We start from the raw sequence: 18,807 nt of genomic DNA, 5'->3' as shown, positions 1-18,807 counted from the left end.
TAGTTTTTTCTATACAATTGAAAGGGGTCGGGGTTAAAATTATTCCAATGGCTAAGATTGAGGTATTTTCGATAAGACAGGTAATAGAGCTGACCGGGATCTCCGAGTTCACTCTGCGGGGTTGGGAAACCCGCTATAAAGCATTTAAGCCAAAAAGAAGCGCCACCGGACGAAGGATCTATTCTCGCCAAGATATTCAAAAAGCGCGCCTCCTGCAGACTCTTTTAGACAAAGGATACAAGATCGGTAATATAGCCAAACTAAGCCTTACAGATCTTGAAAAAATTTTGCCGCAACAGGAGGCAGTAAGTTCAACACTGACCCCGTCCCCAGAAAATTTAAATTTTGTGAATGAGGCCATGGATCTGGCCCATCTTTTCAAATGGGATGTGCTATCTGAAAATCTTCACAAAACGCGCAGCAAAATGAAACCTGTTGCTTTCGTCACTGATATTTTAACTCCTCTTGCCGGGCAAATGGGCTATCTTGTTGGCGCAGGACAGTTATCAGTGGGACAAGAACATATTCTGTCGGCGTTTATCAAAGAACAACTTATTCTTATTCAAAGTGCCAAAAAAAACGCTAAATCTAAAGCTCGTCTGATCATGACAACTCCCGATGGTGACCTTCATGATATGGGAATTGCTTTTGCTTCAAGCCTTAGCAGGCTTGAAAAAATTCAAACACTTTTCTTGGGGCCTAGCACGCCAAAAATAGATCTCAGCGAAACCTGTCTTCGGTACAATGCGACTCACCTACTGATTTCCAGCACCGTCTCTGAAGAAGAAGGTGCCAAAGAAAGTCTTTTTAGCTATATCAACTTTTTAGATCGAAACTTGCCAGGAAATGTCGTTTTTCTTTTAGCAGGACGCAACACCATGCAAACGGACTTAAATCTGAAACGTCCGCTTGTCACGTTTCGCTCCATGAGTGAGTATCACGCCTATCTAAAAGATCTTTCGTAAGAAACTACCAAACTTGGGGAACCTTCTGAATCTTCGAGATATCATAACCAGATGCTTTAAGTTTTGCGACTAGAGCTTCATAAACATCTGATGGCATGGTCGGCTTTCGCGACATGATCCAAACATAATTGCGACTGGGAACGCCAATTACGGTATAAGAGTAATCGTCAGCGAGATCGATCACCAAATAAGCGAACTTAAGCGGCCACCAAGGCTGCACCCGCCATTCGGCATTGGTTTTTTTGTCATAGATCCAGGCTTTTTGAGGATACTTTTTTACAGGCCCGGTCGGACTATCCGCATTGTATCGAAAGTCCACGTCGATACGCTCTTCTTTGGAATTCCAAGAGTAAGACTCGATGGCGTTGTTCGCTCCCTTTTCAACAAAGGTCGGAATATTGGCGATCACATACCAGTCGCCCATGAATCTTGAAATATCCACATAAGATACAGTTGCAAGTTTGTCCTGAGACATCGTCCCGCACCCTCCCAATAACAACAAGGCTCCAATTACAAAAAATAGTTTCATAAATTAATACTTATCGTAAATAAGGTTGTCTGTATCAAAACCGCGATTTTTTAGATTTGTGATCAGCTGCTTTAACACCAGCGGTTCCATGGGAGCCTGCCGTGAAAGAATAAATAACGACTTCTTTTTCGGGCCACTAACCACTGCCCATTGATAGTTAGGATCTAAATCAACTATCCAATAGTCTCCTTTGGCAAAGATATTAAACTTAACTTTTAGTTTCGCCGGAACCGAAGGATCGACCACGTTTGCCTGGCCATGAATATCCGTCGTTGAGCCATTCTCTTTATAACACGTGTTTTTCACCGAAACAGACAGTGGGGTCAGCACCGCATATTCAGCTGTCGAGCGTACACATCCGCGTTGAAAAAAATTGGGAGAATGAGCCACCTCGTACCAGAATCCAACATACCTACTTAAATCTACAGATGAGACGACTTCAGGATCCGAAGAATCATGAGAGGGTCCCCAACTGAACCCACAAAGACTTAAAAGGACAAACAGTGAAAGAATTTTTCTCATAGAGTTTCCTTAACTTTTACAAGTTCTTCTTTTGTATAGATTATTCTATACAATTAAACAGAAAATTCCAAGCGTTAATTAGGCTCGGGAAGTTCAATGGTTCCGCACACATAGGCAGAGGCGCTGTATGCGTTATAGCAAAGCTGAGAACATTAAACGACTTTAACAACAGTCTTTTTGTAAAGCATCGCGATTACAGATGCGCGCCCCAAACATCCACTCTTTTCACTTAACGTGGCTGCGGCTGCCGCCAATCCCCACCTTAAAATTTCAGAGCCGGAGTGATTTCCCTTAGCGATCTGTGCACACATCGCTGCGACCATTGAATCTCCCGCCCCCACTGTTGACTTAACTTTTATCTTAGGACTTTGACCATAGTAGCACCCATTTGGGGTAACCAATAATGCCCCACCCTGTACCGATGAGACACAGACAAAAGAAATATTTTTTAACAACTTTACGGCTCTCTTTTTAACTTCCAATATCGACTGGACGCGACTGCCTGTTAGCAAATGAAACTCTTCTAAGTTTGGCTTGATCAAAAGTATCTTCGTGGACATCAGATGCTTTAGAATCTCTCCAGGACAGTCCACAACCACGGGTATACTCAGATCCTGAGCAGAGTGAATAATTCGCATCAAATTAGTAATTCCAAAACGAGGAGGCAACGATCCTCCAATCACCAGCATTTTACAACCTTTGATCATCTTCAGTAGCTTTGCCAAATCATCAATTTCTCGCTCCTGAATACGAGGGCCCGCAAAACTCAGACGAGTCTGACGATGGCTTCTCAAGCTAGTTATTGTCATATTGACTCGAGTCGACTCATCTACCCTGACGAACCGATGTTTTAAACCCTCGGCATCAAGCAAATGACTCACTTCCCTACCAATACTTCCACCTAAAAAACCCGAAGCGATAACAGGGACATCTAAACGATGTAAAATACGAGCTGCATTTATTCCGTTTCCACCAGCCGTACGTGTTTCATCATGCACGTAGGTCTTCTCGTCCAACTTAACAAGTTCAACTGTGCCGCTAATATCCAAGGCAGGGTTTGGGGTGATTGTTAAAATTTTATGCTTCATTTGCACTCCACATCTATAAAATCTCACTCTCTTATGTTCAGGGTCTTTAAGGATTAGATGGAAATGTGATCAAACATGTTGCCAGCAAATTGTTTGAGAAGAATAAAACTAATAATGTATGAAAGAAAAAAAAGCCAAATTTCTCAGGACAATAAAAAATTTTGGACCTGGCATGGTGACGGGGGCTGCTGACGACGATCCCTCCGGAGTTGCGACCTACACTATCGCTGGCGCGCTGTATGGCTATAAGTTTCTTTGGACGTCGTGGCTAACCTGGCCTTTGATGGCATGTGTTCAAATGATGTGTGCAGATATCGCGCTCGCATCGGAAAAAAGTCTTACCGAAACCCTCATCCAAAAATATTCCAGAAGTTTAGCCGCACCCGTAATATTCGCTCTATTCACGGCAAACACTCTGAATGTCGCTGCAGACTTATCCGCTATGGCAGATGCTCTTGCCATCCTTACAGGACACCCCAGTCTGCTCTACCTGATACTTACGGGTATTATAGTTACCGCTTCAATGATTTTTTTTACTTACAGAACGATAGCCAGAACGTTGACCTGGCTAACATTCTTTTTACTCGCCTACGTTTTCACAGCGATGAAAGTAGAGACAAATTGGGAGCAATTAATTAAGGGTTCCTTTTACTTTAGACCCCCTGAAAGTTCCGCAGAGTGGTCAATGATCGTCGCACTGTTAGGCACGACCATAAGTCCTTACTTATTTTTTTGGCAGAGCTCCCAAGAACTGGAAGAGCTTAGAACAAACAAAAATTTCGACTACGCCAACGTGAAAAGATTCCGAAAGTGGGACATACTTTTGGGGACATTTATCTCTAATCTTATAATGTATTTCATCATTTGGACCGCGGCCGGAAGCCTGCATGCAAACGGGATATTCAACGTTGAAAACTCGGCTCAAGCAGCCCGGGCGCTCGAACCACTCCTGGGACACGCCTCCCTGGTCGTTTACACCATCGGAATACTAGGTGTGGGAATGCTCGCGATCCCCACGTTAGTTGGATCGTCGTCTCTTGCTGTTGCGGATCTTTTCCGGTGGCAAAGCGGACTAAATAAAAAATGGAATGAGGCACAAGCGTTTTATTCCACCCTGTGCCTGGGAATGTGTATCGCGATAATTTTGAATCTCTTTCAATTTAATCCAATCAAGGCTTTGTTCTATTCAGCCATCGTAAACGGACTTCTATCACCGGTATTGATTGTATTATGTCTACTGGTTTCCCGCGATTCAAACATTATGAAAAACCGCCCCCTCGGAAAACCAACGGCCCTGTTGGCCTCTCTTACCGCACTAGTAATGCTTTGCTCCGCCGTTGGAATGTTCCTATTTTGAAAGAACTAAGACCTTAACAAGCTACTTTTCATCAGCGTCTTCTTCGAACACATGATGCGCACCTAACTTTGTCGTCGCTTTTTTGGGCTTGCGCTGACTTTCTTTTCCAAGCTTAGATGCCTTTTTGGTTTCCACAGTTTTATACAATCTCTGATTTTTCATTTGAATCTCCCATAACTGTTTTAAGGCTCAACTACGAAGTTTGTTACCGCAACTTACACATGAGAAATTTGCTTTCCATACATGTCAAATATGGCTGCCGCGCACTTTTGCCTGCAATAAGACACCCCTACCGGCAAAATCCTGACACAGCATTTGAAGCGACATATTCTTGGAGCATGCGAGGTTAATATGAAACCCCATCACGGACAAATTGGCGCAATGAATGAAACCGAAGCTTTGAAGCTTATGGAAGAGAATCGCTTCGCGCACCTTGCATGCCACAACAGAGATGATATTTATTTAGTACCAATTTCCTATATTTGTACTGACGGATTTATATATAGCCATTCAGAATCCGGAAGAAAAATCGATATTATGCGGAAAAATCCCCACGTCTGTGTCCAGGTGGAAAAAATAGAAGACTATTCTCATTGGAAAAGCGTCATTGCTTGGGGAGATTTCGAAGAGTTACACGGGTACGAAGCTAATGAGGCCATGCGCCTGCTTTAAAAAAAAATAAGCGAAGAGACCGGGGCTGCCCGACTATCATCTTTGGGATTAGATATGGCTGCTCAGTTAGAATCGGCGATCATTTACAGAATCAAAATTAAGAAGGTGACCGGTCGTTTCGAGAGCTCAAATGCAAACTCCGTAAATCTTTAGGCGATTTTCCTAATTCTTTTTCGATTACAGTTTGCATTGCAAGGAGGCCCGCTTGTACTTTCCGAACAAACGAGACATCGTGAGGAATAAAGATAAAGTTCTCATGCTGAGACCAAAGTTCGCGAAGCTTGATATCCAACTCGACCGCTTCCTTTTCAGTTTCTATCCGCAGTGGATTGCCACTTAAGAACGGGAGGCCACTGACGGCTGCTGTCTCGAAAAAAATGACAGCGTCATAGCGAGCCAATTCCTGTTTTAAAGTAGTGCCCAAACTTTCAAAGTATTCTGACGAATTTCCCGGCCAAAATGCACCGCCATCAACGGTACCCCGATCACAAAGTAAGACCGGACTCCCGTATTCAGCAGCCTGAGCTTCCTCAAGGCATAATTGCACGTTATATATTGCTTTCTGGGCTATTTTTCGCACATCGCTGCGCACAGATCGAGGGAACCCTCCCGAATATAACAGAGTGGCAGATTCCGGCACTATCACAATGTGGCGGTTTATTTCTCGACGAAACAACTCGGCAGCCGTCGTTTTTCCCCCACCAGGTCCTCCGGTCAAAACTACACGAAAATCATTTCGACTCACGCTGCCTCCCATTTAAAAAATTATACGAACAAATGAAGAGCAAAACAAAAGGCAGAGATAAAATCAAAATTCCTTGAATTCTGTTGTTGCAATACACACCGTTAAATTTAACTTTGCACAATAAAAAATTTGGCCAAAACTGAAAATATCCAAGGAAATAAAATGAATATTACTTTTTTAGGTGGAGCCGGCACTGTCACTGGATCAAAATATCTTGTGACGAGCGGTGATGATCAAATACTTGTGGATTGTGGTCTCTTTCAGGGATTGAAACAACTTCGTCTTCTGAACTGGGAAAAGTTGAATATTGATGTCAAAAAATTAAAAGCCGTAATCTTAACCCACGCACATCTTGACCACTGCGGATACCTCCCTTTGCTGGTTGCACAAGGTTTCACTGGTCCTATATATTGCACACCACCGACATTGGACATTACTAAAGTCATTCTCGAGGACTCAGCAAGAATTCAAATTGAAGAAGCCGATTTTGCCAATAAAAAGCATTTTAGTAAGCACACCCCAGCCAAACCCCTTTATGACCTGGAAGATGTGAAAAGAACACTGCCCTTACTGAAAGCAATAGATTTCTATTCTAAATTTTCAGTGGGTTCCCTGGAAATTCAATTTCAATCAAGCGCCCATATTCTGGGGGCGGCTTCGGTATATATATCGAACGAAACTCAACGCCTGCTATTTTCTGGAGATATCGGAAGATATCAAGATCCTCTCATGCCAGCGCCCCTACCACCGGGTGAAGCTGACTGCATAATTATGGAATCAACCTACGGCGATAGAGTCCACGACGGCGTAACCTCATTTGAACAGCTTAAAAAACTACTTAACGACTGCTGGCGCAGGAAAAGCGTTCTTTTAATTCCCGCATTCGCATTAGGTCGAGCGCAAAATTTAATTTACGAAATACTCCAACTAAAAAATCTTGGACTTGTGGCTGAAGAGCTGCCGATTTATTTCAACACTCCCATGGGAAGCCAAATATGCGAAATTTATTGCAAGTACCCTGACTACTTAAGAATCAATGCCGCAAAATTTGCATCCGATATTTCCAGGATAAAATTTATAAGAAGTGCTGAGGAATCTCGGCAATTAAATGAAAAACAAGGCCCTATGGTCATCATCGCGGCAAGCGGTATGCTGACGGGCGGAAGAGTTTTACATCACCTAAAAGCATTTGCAGAAAATTCGAATAATACGATACTACTTGCCGGTTTTCAGGTCGTAGGAACTCGCGGCTGGTCCATTGCTTCCGGTGCAAAACAGGTAAAGGTCCACGGCAATTTTGTAAACGTGAATGCACAAATTATTCAAACAGATTGTTTTTCTGCCCACGCTGACAAACCTGAACTTTTGTTCTGGCTATCACAAGCAAGTCACAAGCCAAAGAAAGTCTTTTTGGTGCATGGCGAACCTTCAGCATCTGATGAACTGCGAAAATTGATTGAACGAGATTTGAAAATTGAAACGATCGTTCCCCTGCTCAACTCCAGTTATAACATTGAGGTTACAACAGGTCGGCAAAATCCAAAGGACAACTTGTCTCATACGAGCGACGAAATGTCCTAATTTATCATTCTAGCGCACGCTTATTATCCCTAGCGAGGCATGCGAGTTGCTTTGTATCTGACCAAGGAGTTTCTCATGCTAAAAATTTCTCTTCTGTTATGCCTCATCATGGCCTCGGTAAGTTGTGCAACGACACCACCTCAGCATTCCACTCTTGAACAAAGGATTCATGCTGAACCCCAAGCCAATAGCCCAGACGAAATCGCCAAACGTGCGGCTGAAGTGTTTGCATCTGCTCCAGGTCTAACTGATGATCAAAGAAAAAGACTTCATACGCTCTATTTAAAAACCTATGCCGAATCCAGAGACATCAGGAAAGACATAGGCCAGATGAAATCCCTTCTCTTTAAAGAAGCTGCCTATAAAAGGTTCAACTCAAAAGACATGGTTGAACTTACTCGCAGGATCGTGGAAGCAGACCAAAAACGACTTAATCTGATGTTCGCCGCTTTCCAAGAAATGCAAAACATCATCGGTTATGGCGAAGACAAAAAAGATATTTACGATCGCCTTAGAGACTATGACTACCCAGGCAATGCACGTCGTTAGGAGTATCCGATGGAGAGACTTGAGAACAGAGTTCAGGCCGGAAAATTTTTAGCAGAGAAATTTTTGAATTTCGAATTGTACAATCCCATTGTTCTGGCATTGCCAAGAGGTGGCGTGCCGGTTGCGGCAGAAATATCCAGCGTTCTGCAATGTCCTTTGGATGTTTTATTAATAAAAAAAATTGGAGCGCCTCAAAATCCTGAGTTTGCGATCGGAGCCGTTGGTGAAGATGGAACGGTAATTTTAAATCATAATACCGTACGCACGCTTAATGTTGATGGTTCCTATATTAAAAAAACGGCGGCTCTAAAATCCAAGGATCTTAAAGAACAGCTAAGAAGATTTCGTGGAAATACGAACCGTCAATCAATGAATGGCCGTGACATTATTGTGGTTGACGATGGGCTGGCCACTGGTGCAACCATGACTGTCGCCCTACGCATGCTCCGAAAGCAAAATCCGCGAAAGATTTTCGTGGCACTTCCGGTGGCCCCCCCTGACAGTGTGGCTCAGATTAAAGAACTGGCCGATGAAGTCATCTGTTTAATGACTCCCAAGAATTTTACGTCCGTGGGAATATGGTATGAAGAATTCGACCAAGTCTCGGACGAGGAAGTTATTGCGAAACTCCAGGAATCCAGGAGCAATACTGAATTTATCCGAGAATTAGAACTTTCCATTGACGGCGACAATGTATCCTTACCAGGAAATTTGAATCTTGTACCCAACGGAAAAGGTCTCATTATCTTTGCCCACGGAAGTGGGAGCAGCCGCAACAGTCCCAGAAATCAATATGTTGCTACGGAGTTGAACAAAGTCGGCTTTAGCACGCTCTTGTTTGATCTTCTGTCTGAAGAAGAGTCAAAAAATCGAGCCAATGTATTTAATATTCCTCTCTTGGCCCAGCGCTTGCTTTTAGCCGTGCGGACTATGAATGCACTGCCAGAAACAAAAAAACTCTCCATAGGATTCTTTGGTGCCAGTACAGGTGCTGGTGCCGCCCTTCATGCTGCTGCCGAGATCCCAGACAAATTATTTGCAGTTGTTAGCAGAGGGGGACGCCCGGATCTTGCGGAGGACATGCTGAAGGTTGTAAAAGCTCCCTGCCTTCTTATCGTGGGTGGAAATGATGAACCAACCTTGTCATTGAATAAAAAAGCACTCTCTTCGCTGCAAAATGCGGAATTGGTAATCGTGCCTGGCGCTACTCATCTTTTCGAGGAAGACGGCGCATTGACCGAGGTCGTCGAGGAAGCGTCTTCCTGGTTTCAAAAACATTTAACATCTACTTCAAGGATCACTCCAGAAGAAATGATTGTGACGGAACTCAAGAACAAAGCCGTCCCATTTCATGGAATAGGCAGTCTTGATGAAGTGATAGAGAAAGTATCCAAATCCAGAATTGTGATGTTAGGGGAAGCCACCCATGGCACCCATGAATTTTATGTTTTACGCCGTATGATCTCCGAACGGCTGATTCAAGATCACGGATTCAATTTTATTGCTGTCGAGGGAGATTGGCCCGATTTTCAACGACTCAATAAATTTATAAACGGAAGTACATCGTCAGGCGCGGATTCAGAGCTTAAGAAATTTTCTCGTTGGCCCACATGGATGTGGGCTAATTCCGAAGTGACCAAACTATTGGAATTCCTGAAGGAGGAGCAAATACCCATATACGGTCTTGATGTCTATTCTCTTTTTGAATCTATCGATGCCGTTAAAAGTTACGCCCAAGAAAAGGATCTGGATTTAGGCTTGACGGTCGAAATCGCTTACTCGTGCTTTGATGCTTTTCATCAGAATGAAAAAGATTACGCACGTCACCTAACACAGTTTCCCGAGGGATGTCGTAAGGAAGTCCTTTCCATCCTTCGAAAACTTTTACGTCTTCGAATCGATGAAATCCACAATTCGAAATCTGAATTGTCAGATGCACAACAAAATGCTCGCATCGTCGCCCACGCAGAAGACTATTATCGAAAGATGTTGCTGGGTGGCGCCGATTCCTGGAATGTTCGCGATCTTCACATGGCTGAAACCCTCGCAACCCTTTTGAAAAACCACGGGCCTGAAAGCAAGTGTATAGTCTGGGCACACAACAGTCATATCGGTGATTACCATGCTACTGAAATGGCAGGCCAAGGATATGTCAATCTGGGAGGTATCGCCAGGGAACAATTTGGTATTCAGGAAGTCTCTTTGGTCGGCTTCGGAACATATCAGGGAAAGGTTTTAGCCTCACATTCCTGGGAAGGAAAAGAAACTGAAATGAATCTCCCTTCTGCTCCCGCGTCAACTTTTGAAGACTACTGCCACAAAACCTGCAGAGATCTAAAGAGCTCTGGTTTCAGTATCGTTTTTGAAGCCAAAGAGCGTGAGGGCCACCTGGGAAAAAGACAGTATGGCCATCGAGCTGTCGGCGTCGTCTACGATTCTCATAATGAAAATCGTCGAATGAACTATGTCCCTACGATTCCGGCACAACGATATGACGCTTTCGTATTTGTCGACGAAACCACGGCCGTGCATCCGCTTAAAACTAGAACTAGCGCGCTGGACCTTCCCGAGACTTGGCCTGGAGGGGTATGACCTCCCCTGGATGAAGACATTTCGTCACCGCTTAGAGAGAAAGTTTGTCTCATCGAGAAATTTGCCTGAGGAAATTTCATGGCATCAATCTTGCTGTAAGTTCAGATTAAATGCCCAAATCAGGAGGAAAAAAATGGCCAGCAATTTACAAAAATGGTTTGAGAACAGAAGTCCCTTTCGTGGTTTGTCGAACATGGAGGATCCTTTTGACAGATTAATGAATGAATTGATGAATATGAAACGCAATGGCGGTCTTGGATCTTTCGAGTTTTCCCCTTCTTGCGATCTAGCAGAAGAAGAAAATCAGTATATCGCGACTTTCGATCTGCCCGGTGTGAACAAAGACCAGGTCAAAGTGGAAGTAGATAACAATCAAATCACTGTGTCTGCCGAGCGCAAAGAAGAAAAGAAAAAGGACACAAAAAGAACCCATCTTTCAGAAATTCATTATGGTTCCTATCAGCGTAGTTTCACAATCCCTGGTACTATAGATGAAAAAAAAATCGATGCAAAATTTGAGAACGGTGTTCTGACATTAATCGTACCAAAAACCGAATCATCCAAGCTCAAGCAAATTCCCGTGCATTAAAATGTAGCCCGCTGTACCCATAAGCGGGCTTGTGTTTCACCAAAGAAGTACGTGTCAAAAGACTCGCTTAGGACAAACGACGATCCGCAGACAAGTCCACATCCCAAATGTAACTCCCAAAGAAGAAGTTCCTGCCTTACTATTCTTTAAAATATAAGTTGTAACTTCATGAGATCGGAGGCTGTGTGAACCAACTGTCATCGTCAGATTTTAGATCTCATCATCCCTTGATTCGAGACCTATTAAGATCATTGCCCAGAATAGCTTCCACCGATGCAAATATACTTATCCAAGGTGAAAGTGGCACTGGTAAAGAAATGCTAGCCAGATATATTCATCGGTTAAGTCCAAGAGCATCTAAACCCTTACTTGCCATTAATTGTTCCGCAATCCCCGAAGCTCTTCTAGAATCAGAATTTTTTGGCCATCGTAAAGGAGCTTTTACGGGCGCAGTTTGTGATCATAAGGGAATCTTTGAGTCGGTACGCGGAGGCACGGTTTTTTTGGATGAAATAGGTGACATGCCTTTTCATCTTCAGTCTAAACTCTTACGAGTTATTCAGGAGCGAAGTGTACGGCCCATTGGCTCCCCATTTGAACACAAAGTGGACTTCACCATTATCGCTGCAACCCATAAGAATCTAAAGAGCGAAATCAAGAATTCCAAGTTTAGGGAAGACCTGTATTATCGGCTCAATGTTATTCCCATGTCCCTCCCCCCGCTGCGTCAACGCCATGATGATATTCCGGATTTGATTGAAGGGTTTATTAAAAAGTTTAGCAAAAAATATGCCCTTACGGAGGATCTAAGTTTAAGCGAAAACGCAGTGAGCGAATTAAAATCGCATTCTTGGCCCGGAAACATTCGCGAGCTTGAAAACTTTATCGAACGCACGATCGTGTTCAATCTGAATAAAACAAAAATAGAAAAAGTCGATCTTCCAAGCTTTGAAGAAAGGGAAGATTTTCAACAATTTAATTATTTTAGAAATTTTCCGACCTTATCCGATCTAGAGGAAAATTATATTCGCTATGTATTAGCTTCGGTGAATCTGCACCAGGGTAGAGCGGCAGAAATATTGGGGATCAGTCGCAGAACGATTTCCCGGCTTCTAAATCAAAAGACTCATGATTTATAGTTCCACGTTTTTATCACTAATTCAGATAATGAGATCGATAAAACAACCATAAGAGATGCCCTTACCCAGTCAGAAAGACTAAGGACATCTACCGATAGAAAAGTAGCGAAATAAGAAACCTGAAAAATCGCAACAGTCACAACACTGTTTAACAAAAAAATACTAAAGCTCGCCCTCGTCGAAAGCCTCGTCTTAAATAGATGATAAGAAATGCCCGCCAATATTAGCACCAGTAAGGCGTTGGCTCGTGCATGCGCGACCCCTTTGTTCTCCCATAGCGCAAGAAAGAAGTTTGAAGACATAAAAGCACACACTAGTAATCCTTTAAGGGAAATAGCTAATATTCGTTCTTTATTGAAAAAGTCGTTTTCTTGGAATTTTTTTGATTTAGATACATCCATCTGAAAACCCAACAAGGACGTTGGGTGAAGGATGAGCTCTAACCAAACTAAATGAACTGGTAAAAAAAGCAGCGGTTGCCCCATCATAGGAATTATCAAAGCGCCGAGCACGAGTGGGACCTGCATCAACAATAAATATTCAAAACTGGAATTCAGGTTTTTTAATAGTTGTTTTCCCTCTTGTATCGCATTAATGATGGTCACGAAGTTGTCATCAGCTAAAACTATAGAGGCCACGTCTCTGGCAGATTGTACGCCCCGTTTGCCCATTGCTATTCCAATATCTGCTTGTTGAATTGCAGGAACATCGTTTACGCCATCACCCGTCACCGCGACGACCGAAAAATGCGTCCTGAGAGAACGAACGATCCACAATTTATGAAGTGGATTACACCTTGCTATGACATCGTATTCTAAAAGCTCGGAGGCCTTGTCCAGTATCCCTTGCTCACTCCACAACTCGGGACGATCCTCGAAAGTCAGTACTTTGGGGTGTTCGTTTCCCATCCCCGCCTGGGACGCGATTGCCAAAGCGGTACCGGGGTGATCGCCAGTAAGCATGAGTACCTTGATTCGGTTTTTTTGGCAGAATTCGATCGCATTTTTAACACCCGGACGCAAAGGATCAGAAAACCCTAAAATACCCAACAACGAAAACCCATTCACGGGCTCCGTCTCAATCTCTCGATCTGAAACTTTCGCCTGGCGAGCGCACGCTATAACTTTCATACCCATATTAGAATATTTGGAAACGAGACTCCGCCAGTACAGTAGATCAGCTTCCGTTAGTTCGCACTGTTTAAAGATGACCTCTGGAGCGCCTTTGCTGAAGCCCATGACTTGATCCTCAGGGGTTTTACAGATTGCAGTTTCCTTTTTCCGCATTTCTGTAAATGGAAAGACTTTAATCTTTTTTAAGTGATCTTTTCCGAACGCTATTGAAATTACGACATCAACGGGATCCACCGGGTGTTCCTCCGACGCACTCGCCGCAGCTTCTAAAAGTTGCTGTCTCGAAAAACTCTGTGAGGGCAAAACCTCGCTAAGTGTCAGCTCACCGGAAGTCATTGTTCCGGTTTTGTCAGTACATATGCATTGAACTCTGCCAATGCTTTCAACGGTGACAGCTCTCTTAACCAAGGCTTTCTTCTTAGCAAGCCGATACACCCCGACACCTAAAAAAAAAGAAAACACGATCGGAAATTCCTCTGGCATCGCGGCCACTGCAAAAATTGCGGCGCTTAATAGAGCATTGGCTAAACTGTCACCTTGAAACAACCGAATCAAACCAAGAACGACACAGCCACATAAACCCGCTATCGTGAGCAGCTTGACCAAATCAGATATACTTTTTTGTAATGCCGTTCGTTCTTTTGGCACGCTCGATAAAGATTGGATGATCATTCCATACTCAGTATGAGAACCAGTTCTATATAACCTCAGGATGCCTTTTCCGCGCATCACCCGGGTCCCGGCATACACAAGGCAGGCAGAATCAATGGACAGCTGATCATCGTTCAAAATTGTCGGCAACGCACCCAACGACACTTTACTAACTGGTAAAGACTCTCCCGTCAGAATCGATTCATTGAGCAGTATACTTTCGGATGATTCCAGGTAGCCGTCAGCCGGCAAAACGTCACCGGTCTTTAATAAAATAAGATCTCCCGGCACTAATTCATCGCAGTTAATTTCGCTAGCTTTGTTGTCTCTGATTACCGAAGCAATCTTACTGATTTTATTTTTTAAATCTTCAGTTGATATTTCAGTACGGCGATGTAAATAAAGATCCATCAATAAAAGCGGCAAAATCGCCACATAAAGAGTTAATGCCTCGTGACGATTACCAACCGAAAGAAAGATTGTTCCGGTTACAAACAATAGTAGTATCATCGGATCCTTAAGTGATCCCCAGAGAATTTGCCACCAACGAGCCTTTGAACTATTCGTGAATTCGTTCCTTCCAAAGCGGTTCTGTTGTACAATCACCTGATCGCTTCGAAGTCCTTCGTTGGTTAATGGCATTCCTTTTAATGCACTTACAGAAATTACCGTTCTCACGGCCCTCCCAGAGGCAACCAAAATGTAAATGTAGATCCACGTCCCACAGTACTTTCGACGGATATCTGGCCACGATGTTGCTCGATAATGTTTTTAACAATCGCCAAGCCTAAGCCAGAACTTTTCTCGCCTTCGCTGGGCAGGGTGCTCGTCTTGCCAAAATCAGTGAAAAGTTTCGGTAGTTCATCGGTGCGTATTCCCAAACCTTGGTCGGCTACTGAAAAGTAAATCCGGTCATCATGGGACCAAACTGAAAAAGTGATTTTGGTGTCTCTTTTGGAAAATTTGATTGAGTTTGTAATCAGATTTTCTAGCACGCGCTGCATTCGATTCCGATCAATCGTGATAACGAGGGGTAAACCTTCGGACAAATCGGTCTCAAACGAAATATCCTTCGTGGCAGAGAGTATTTTGCCGACAGCTGAAATATCAATACAAAAATCATTCACAGCAACTTCCGTTAAATTCAATGGCGTCAGAGGACCTTTAGGGATGGATACTAATGAATAATCTCTTAATTCATCCAACAAACTGAGTATAGAATTGGTATTTCGTTTTAAAATTGAGCAAATATCTTTAAATTTTGTCGGTAAAGAATCGTACCATCCCTCTTCAGACGCCAATTCTAGATATCCCTCAATAACGCTGACGGGAGACCTTATATCGTGAATAATTTTGGACAAGGCCAAGTCACGTTTTCTAATTTCAGTGAAATAGTTCTTTAGCTTTGCCTGTTCCACGACAACTGACAATTCATCAGCAATAGACTTAAACACTTGAATATGGGCATCCCGATAGGTGTTAGGATCGCGACTTGAAAAAAAAACCACTCCAATTGCTTTATTATCGGATCTTAAAGGACAGGTTAAATTGGAAAGCATCCCGTCCTTTAATATCAATTTCGTCGAGACAGATTGAGTATGAACGGCAGCATACTCGCGTAAATCATTTATGATCCGCGGCTCCCCTGTTTCTATAATCCTTTTTAAACTGCTTCCCTCGAGATTAGCCGAGTAGCCCCGTTTGACAGCGTTGACATCCACTCGAGACTTTACCCATTCTAATCGAATCGATTTCGTATCAGCATCCACCAATGCTATACCAATTCTATCAAATGGAATTAATATGATGAGTGCATCAAAGATAGATTCAAGTATTTGATCAAATGCACACCCCGATCCCATCTTAGTATTTATTTCTTGAACTATCTTGCCCAACAATATATTCGCACCATTCATACCATCCACCGCAAGCGGCTCCATAGATCAGCACTCCTTAAAGTTTATTTCTATGCTCGACGTCGACAAAGAAATACTTGAATAACAAACCCACCTCAATTGGGACTCGTGTCTGAGAGAATAGATCCTCCCAGTTAGACCCAACGTAAAAAGACAAGTATGTTGATTCCTGCAGTTTCACTCCCACCTCACTTCCCAAAAGAAGTTCAGACTGGTCGTAACCAAGCATATTGTTATCACTTTGATGAATCAGTGCTTCGCCGGCCACTAACGCGGAAAAGAAGAATCGCCGTGAAAACATTAAATCCATACCGACCGTGCCTTTAATCAACTGGGCAGAAACATTTCCACTTCCTGTATTATATTCTTGATCATGGTACGAAAAATTCCTTTGCAATAGCGAAATGCCGGATTTCAAATAAATGGGAACGGTGCCAGCAAGCAACCCAGAAAATTCATCCGAGGCAAAGCCTAGTTCGTAAGTTGATGTATTATCGATGAGATAGTTACTTCGAACAATTTCCTCCCGCTTGTACATGCCTAAACTGAGGCCCCTGTGACTGCAGGCCGCAAGAGAAATTGCAATCAGTCCCAAGGTAATACTATGGCGTATCGGCAGCATCTTGCGACTTTTTGAAGTATACTTGCGCATCTTCATAACTTCCCAAATTATCTAAATTTTTAAAGTTTAAGTCGTGCATTATCGTGACAGCCTTTTTTGCACGGCTTCCCCTTTTGCAATAGACTTTATACACATCATTTCGATTCAATTCTGATACTTTGCTGCTAAAGTCCGTCTTCAGAACATCAATGTTTATGGCATTGGGTATATGTCCTTGAGAAAATTCTTCCGCAGTTCTGACATCCAGGAACACATCTTTTGCAAAAGCAAGATGGGAAGCTAAAATGATGGACACAGCAACTCCTGGAACAAATTTTCCAACAAAGATATTTTTACCTGACATTTTTTAAACCTCACTTCACTGTCACTTAAACCAATTGTAGTTCTCTAGCCCTGCGAAGTGGTCTTACTTATTTTTAAAGTGGCCTCCAACATTTAAAACAGGTAAGACATTCCGTCTCTCAGAGCGAGACAAAATGGCGCAGCGGTTTACATGAATCTCTTCTGAATTCAATACGAAAGGAATTGTGTTTGCTATAAGAATACCAAGACGACTGATAACTGGTGAGATGCTTATGCACAAACGCAGGAAAAAGATATATATCACGCGCTTTACGGCAATGATAAGCCACCCACTGTTCTGGATCTTAACTTTGGCCGGAAATATTATGATAATACTTGGAGCGGCTCTGATCTACTATTCAGAGTCATTCGGCTTAAACCACCCAAATTTTATAGATTGTCTAATGTGGAGTACCAGTATAGTGACAACAATTGGGTTCATTCCGTGGGTTCCAGAGACTCAGGTGGGAAAAGTTACAGCAATAGCCCTTATGTTTTTTGGTACATTCTTCGTTTGGTCATATATGGCATTTCTGGTAACGACACTTATATCTCCAGCCCTTTCCACTATTGAAAAAGATGTTGAAGATGTAGAAAGGGAACTTTCAGAAATTCGAACAAAACAACGGTAAATAGTTTGCGGATTTTATCTGATAAATCCTATGGGACATTTTACTTGATAGAGAGAGGATGCGGATTCGCTCCTCTCTCTAAAAATTTTATTCTTTATACGTGCGATACCAAATCGCATTGTCAGTACCTTTGACAAACACCAGGGATCGCTTGTTACCGGATGAAGTTGCGGAAGGACCTGAAGTCAAAGTTCCTCCTAAACTGCTCCACGCACTCCAGGAACCACTTAAGTAACGACGATAGTAAAGGGAGTTATCCGTGCCCCTGACATAGACATCCAATTGCCCCACTGCCCACGATGACGAACCCGGCGCAGACGTCAGCACTCCCCCTAAAGATTCCCAAGCAGACCATGTTCCGCTGGAAAACCATTTATGCCAGAGGGCATTGTCAGTTCCACGGACGAAAACATCCAAACGAGTGGAACTCCAAGAAACTGCCGATGGGTCAGATGTTAACGTACCACCTAAACTCACCCACGGTCCCCAAGATGTTCCTGAAAATGACCGTTGATAAAGCGAACTATCAGCACCTGCAACAAAAACGTCCAAGCGATTTCCTGATCTGCTAGCAGAACCAGGTCCCGTTGTTAAATAACCACCCAATGAGTACCATGGTAACCAATGACCTGAACGCCAGCTACGAACCCATAAGGCATTGTCAGTTCCACGCACGAAAACGTCGACACGATTCGCTCCCCAGCATGCAGCCGAAGGAGAAGAAGTTAAAGTTCCCCCCAGTGACTCCCAGGCTTCCCATGAATTACCGTTCCAACGACGATGCCATAAAGCATTGTCAGTTCCACGTACGAAAACCTCGGTACGGAAGTTATTCCTTGAGCAAGAAGCCGGATCAGATGTTCCCGTGCCTCCGATCGTATCCCACGCAGACCATCCGGGCGGGCGAGGGTCATCATTCTGAATATCCGGCCCTTCAAGCGGAGCTCCCTGCGGAGCCTCGGGCATAAAAAAGGCCCAGGTCGAAATACACCAGGTCATCAGTAAAGAAACTATCAGCGCACGTAGAAACGCCATTCCCATACAATCCTCCTTGATCGCTCGGGGTGATTTGTTCTCCTAATGAAAAAATCTAATTAAGGAATCTTCGTGCTGCCAGCGGAATGAGTGACTTAGTTTTAAAAGTCAACACGGCCAGTGCGAAACAAAACCGGACTGATGTGAA

The 18,807-nt window shown here is 43.4% G+C and carries 19 protein-coding genes; 9 read left to right on the top strand and 10 right to left on the bottom strand.

Going from position 1 to position 18,807, the window contains the following annotated elements:
* The first annotated feature begins 47 nt into the window (after nucleotides 1–47).
* Nucleotides 48–965 (top strand): MerR family transcriptional regulator, encoded by a 918-nt coding sequence (locus HW988_RS05145; RefSeq protein WP_181606504.1) that lies wholly within the window; start codon nucleotides 48–50, stop codon nucleotides 963–965.
* 4 nt (nucleotides 966–969) lie between these two features.
* On the opposite strand, the gene HW988_RS05140 is transcribed toward HW988_RS05145, so the two are convergent.
* The 3 genes from HW988_RS05140 to HW988_RS05130 all read right to left on the bottom strand — a co-directional run bounded on the left by HW988_RS05140 (nucleotide 970) and on the right by HW988_RS05130 (nucleotide 3,104).
* Nucleotides 970–1,440, bottom strand: coding sequence for a lipocalin family protein (locus HW988_RS05140; protein ID WP_181606503.1), 471 nt, complete (start codon nucleotides 1,438–1,440; stop codon nucleotides 970–972).
* Between the two features lie 57 nt (nucleotides 1,441–1,497).
* Complete coding sequence (locus HW988_RS05135) at nucleotides 1,498–2,016, bottom strand: lipocalin family protein (RefSeq protein ID WP_181606502.1); 519 nt, start codon at nucleotides 2,014–2,016, stop codon at nucleotides 1,498–1,500.
* A gap of 152 nt (nucleotides 2,017–2,168) precedes the next feature.
* Entirely contained in the window at nucleotides 2,169–3,104 is a 936-nt protein-coding gene (locus HW988_RS05130; protein WP_181606501.1) for a 1-phosphofructokinase family hexose kinase, read from the bottom strand.
* 118 nt (nucleotides 3,105–3,222) lie between these two features.
* Between HW988_RS05130 and HW988_RS05125 the strand changes: the two genes are divergently transcribed.
* Nucleotides 3,223–4,461 carry an NRAMP family divalent metal transporter gene (locus HW988_RS05125; protein ID WP_181606500.1) on the top strand — a complete coding sequence of 413 codons (1,239 nt, stop codon included), beginning with the start codon at nucleotides 3,223–3,225 and terminating at the stop codon, nucleotides 4,459–4,461.
* 21 nt (nucleotides 4,462–4,482) lie between these two features.
* On the opposite strand, the gene HW988_RS05120 is transcribed toward HW988_RS05125, so the two are convergent.
* Nucleotides 4,483–4,623 carry a hypothetical protein gene (locus HW988_RS05120; protein ID WP_168196560.1) on the bottom strand — a complete coding sequence of 47 codons (141 nt, stop codon included), beginning with the start codon at nucleotides 4,621–4,623 and terminating at the stop codon, nucleotides 4,483–4,485.
* A gap of 189 nt (nucleotides 4,624–4,812) precedes the next feature.
* Here HW988_RS05120 and HW988_RS05115 point away from each other — a divergent pair, with 189 nt between their 5' ends.
* The gene (locus tag HW988_RS05115) at nucleotides 4,813–5,133 is read left to right on the top strand and encodes a pyridoxamine 5'-phosphate oxidase family protein (protein WP_181606499.1); all 321 of its coding nucleotides are present in this window, start codon (nucleotides 4,813–4,815) and stop codon (nucleotides 5,131–5,133) included.
* A 97-nt stretch (nucleotides 5,134–5,230) separates the two neighbouring features.
* Here the strand turns inward: HW988_RS05115 and HW988_RS05110 are convergent, their stop codons facing one another.
* Entirely contained in the window at nucleotides 5,231–5,878 is a 648-nt protein-coding gene (locus HW988_RS05110; protein WP_181606498.1) for an AAA family ATPase, read from the bottom strand.
* 162 nt (nucleotides 5,879–6,040) lie between these two features.
* On the opposite strand from HW988_RS05110, the gene HW988_RS05105 reads away from it, so the two are divergent.
* The 5 genes from HW988_RS05105 (at nucleotide 6,041) to HW988_RS05085 (ending at nucleotide 12,328) form a co-directional block, all read left to right on the top strand.
* Entirely contained in the window at nucleotides 6,041–7,459 is a 1,419-nt protein-coding gene (locus HW988_RS05105) for an MBL fold metallo-hydrolase RNA specificity domain-containing protein (RefSeq protein ID WP_181607600.1), read from the top strand.
* 75 nt (nucleotides 7,460–7,534) lie between these two features.
* On the top strand, nucleotides 7,535–8,008 hold the full coding sequence (locus HW988_RS05100) for a hypothetical protein (protein ID WP_181606497.1): 474 nt from the start codon (nucleotides 7,535–7,537) through the stop codon (nucleotides 8,006–8,008).
* 9 nt (nucleotides 8,009–8,017) lie between these two features.
* The gene (locus HW988_RS05095; RefSeq protein ID WP_181606496.1) at nucleotides 8,018–10,600 is read left to right on the top strand and encodes an erythromycin esterase family protein; all 2,583 of its coding nucleotides are present in this window, start codon (nucleotides 8,018–8,020) and stop codon (nucleotides 10,598–10,600) included.
* Between the two features lie 133 nt (nucleotides 10,601–10,733).
* Nucleotides 10,734–11,189 (top strand): Hsp20/alpha crystallin family protein, encoded by a 456-nt coding sequence (locus HW988_RS05090; protein WP_181606495.1) that lies wholly within the window; start codon nucleotides 10,734–10,736, stop codon nucleotides 11,187–11,189.
* A gap of 185 nt (nucleotides 11,190–11,374) precedes the next feature.
* Nucleotides 11,375–12,328 carry a sigma-54-dependent Fis family transcriptional regulator gene (locus HW988_RS05085; RefSeq protein WP_181606494.1) on the top strand — a complete coding sequence of 318 codons (954 nt, stop codon included), beginning with the start codon at nucleotides 11,375–11,377 and terminating at the stop codon, nucleotides 12,326–12,328.
* On the opposite strand, the gene HW988_RS05080 is transcribed toward HW988_RS05085, so the two are convergent.
* The 4 genes from HW988_RS05080 to HW988_RS05065 are packed head-to-tail and all read right to left on the bottom strand — an operon-like array spanning nucleotide 12,316 to nucleotide 16,993.
* Nucleotides 12,316–14,790, bottom strand: a complete 2,475-nt coding sequence (locus HW988_RS05080; protein WP_181606493.1) for a cation-transporting P-type ATPase — start codon at nucleotides 14,788–14,790, stop codon at nucleotides 12,316–12,318. The genes HW988_RS05085 and HW988_RS05080 overlap by 13 nt on opposite strands.
* Nucleotides 14,787–16,052 carry a GAF domain-containing sensor histidine kinase gene (locus tag HW988_RS05075; RefSeq protein WP_181606492.1) on the bottom strand — a complete coding sequence of 422 codons (1,266 nt, stop codon included), beginning with the start codon at nucleotides 16,050–16,052 and terminating at the stop codon, nucleotides 14,787–14,789. Before HW988_RS05075 ends, HW988_RS05080 begins: the two co-directional genes overlap by 4 nt.
* Nucleotides 16,053–16,065: 13 nt before the next feature.
* Nucleotides 16,066–16,680, bottom strand: a complete 615-nt coding sequence (locus HW988_RS05070; RefSeq protein ID WP_181606491.1) for a hypothetical protein — start codon at nucleotides 16,678–16,680, stop codon at nucleotides 16,066–16,068.
* Nucleotides 16,631–16,993 carry a rhodanese-like domain-containing protein gene (locus HW988_RS05065; protein ID WP_181606490.1) on the bottom strand — a complete coding sequence of 121 codons (363 nt, stop codon included), beginning with the start codon at nucleotides 16,991–16,993 and terminating at the stop codon, nucleotides 16,631–16,633. The genes HW988_RS05070 and HW988_RS05065 overlap by 50 nt, the downstream gene beginning before the upstream one ends.
* Nucleotides 16,994–17,219: 226 nt before the next feature.
* Between HW988_RS05065 and HW988_RS19245 the strand changes: the two genes are divergently transcribed.
* Nucleotides 17,220–17,624 carry a potassium channel family protein gene (locus HW988_RS19245; RefSeq protein WP_181606489.1) on the top strand — a complete coding sequence of 135 codons (405 nt, stop codon included), beginning with the start codon at nucleotides 17,220–17,222 and terminating at the stop codon, nucleotides 17,622–17,624.
* An 87-nt stretch (nucleotides 17,625–17,711) separates the two neighbouring features.
* On the opposite strand, the gene HW988_RS05055 is transcribed toward HW988_RS19245, so the two are convergent.
* Entirely contained in the window at nucleotides 17,712–18,665 is a 954-nt protein-coding gene (locus HW988_RS05055) for a hypothetical protein (protein ID WP_255490206.1), read from the bottom strand.
* Nucleotides 18,666–18,807: the final 142 nt, after the last annotated feature.

This window comes from Bdellovibrio sp. KM01, assembly GCF_013752535.1.
Lineage (GTDB): Bacteria > Bdellovibrionota > Bdellovibrionia > Bdellovibrionales > Bdellovibrionaceae > Bdellovibrio.
The sequence above is the reverse complement of the archived record's forward strand: the minus strand, read 5'-3'. Positions and strand labels throughout refer to the sequence as shown.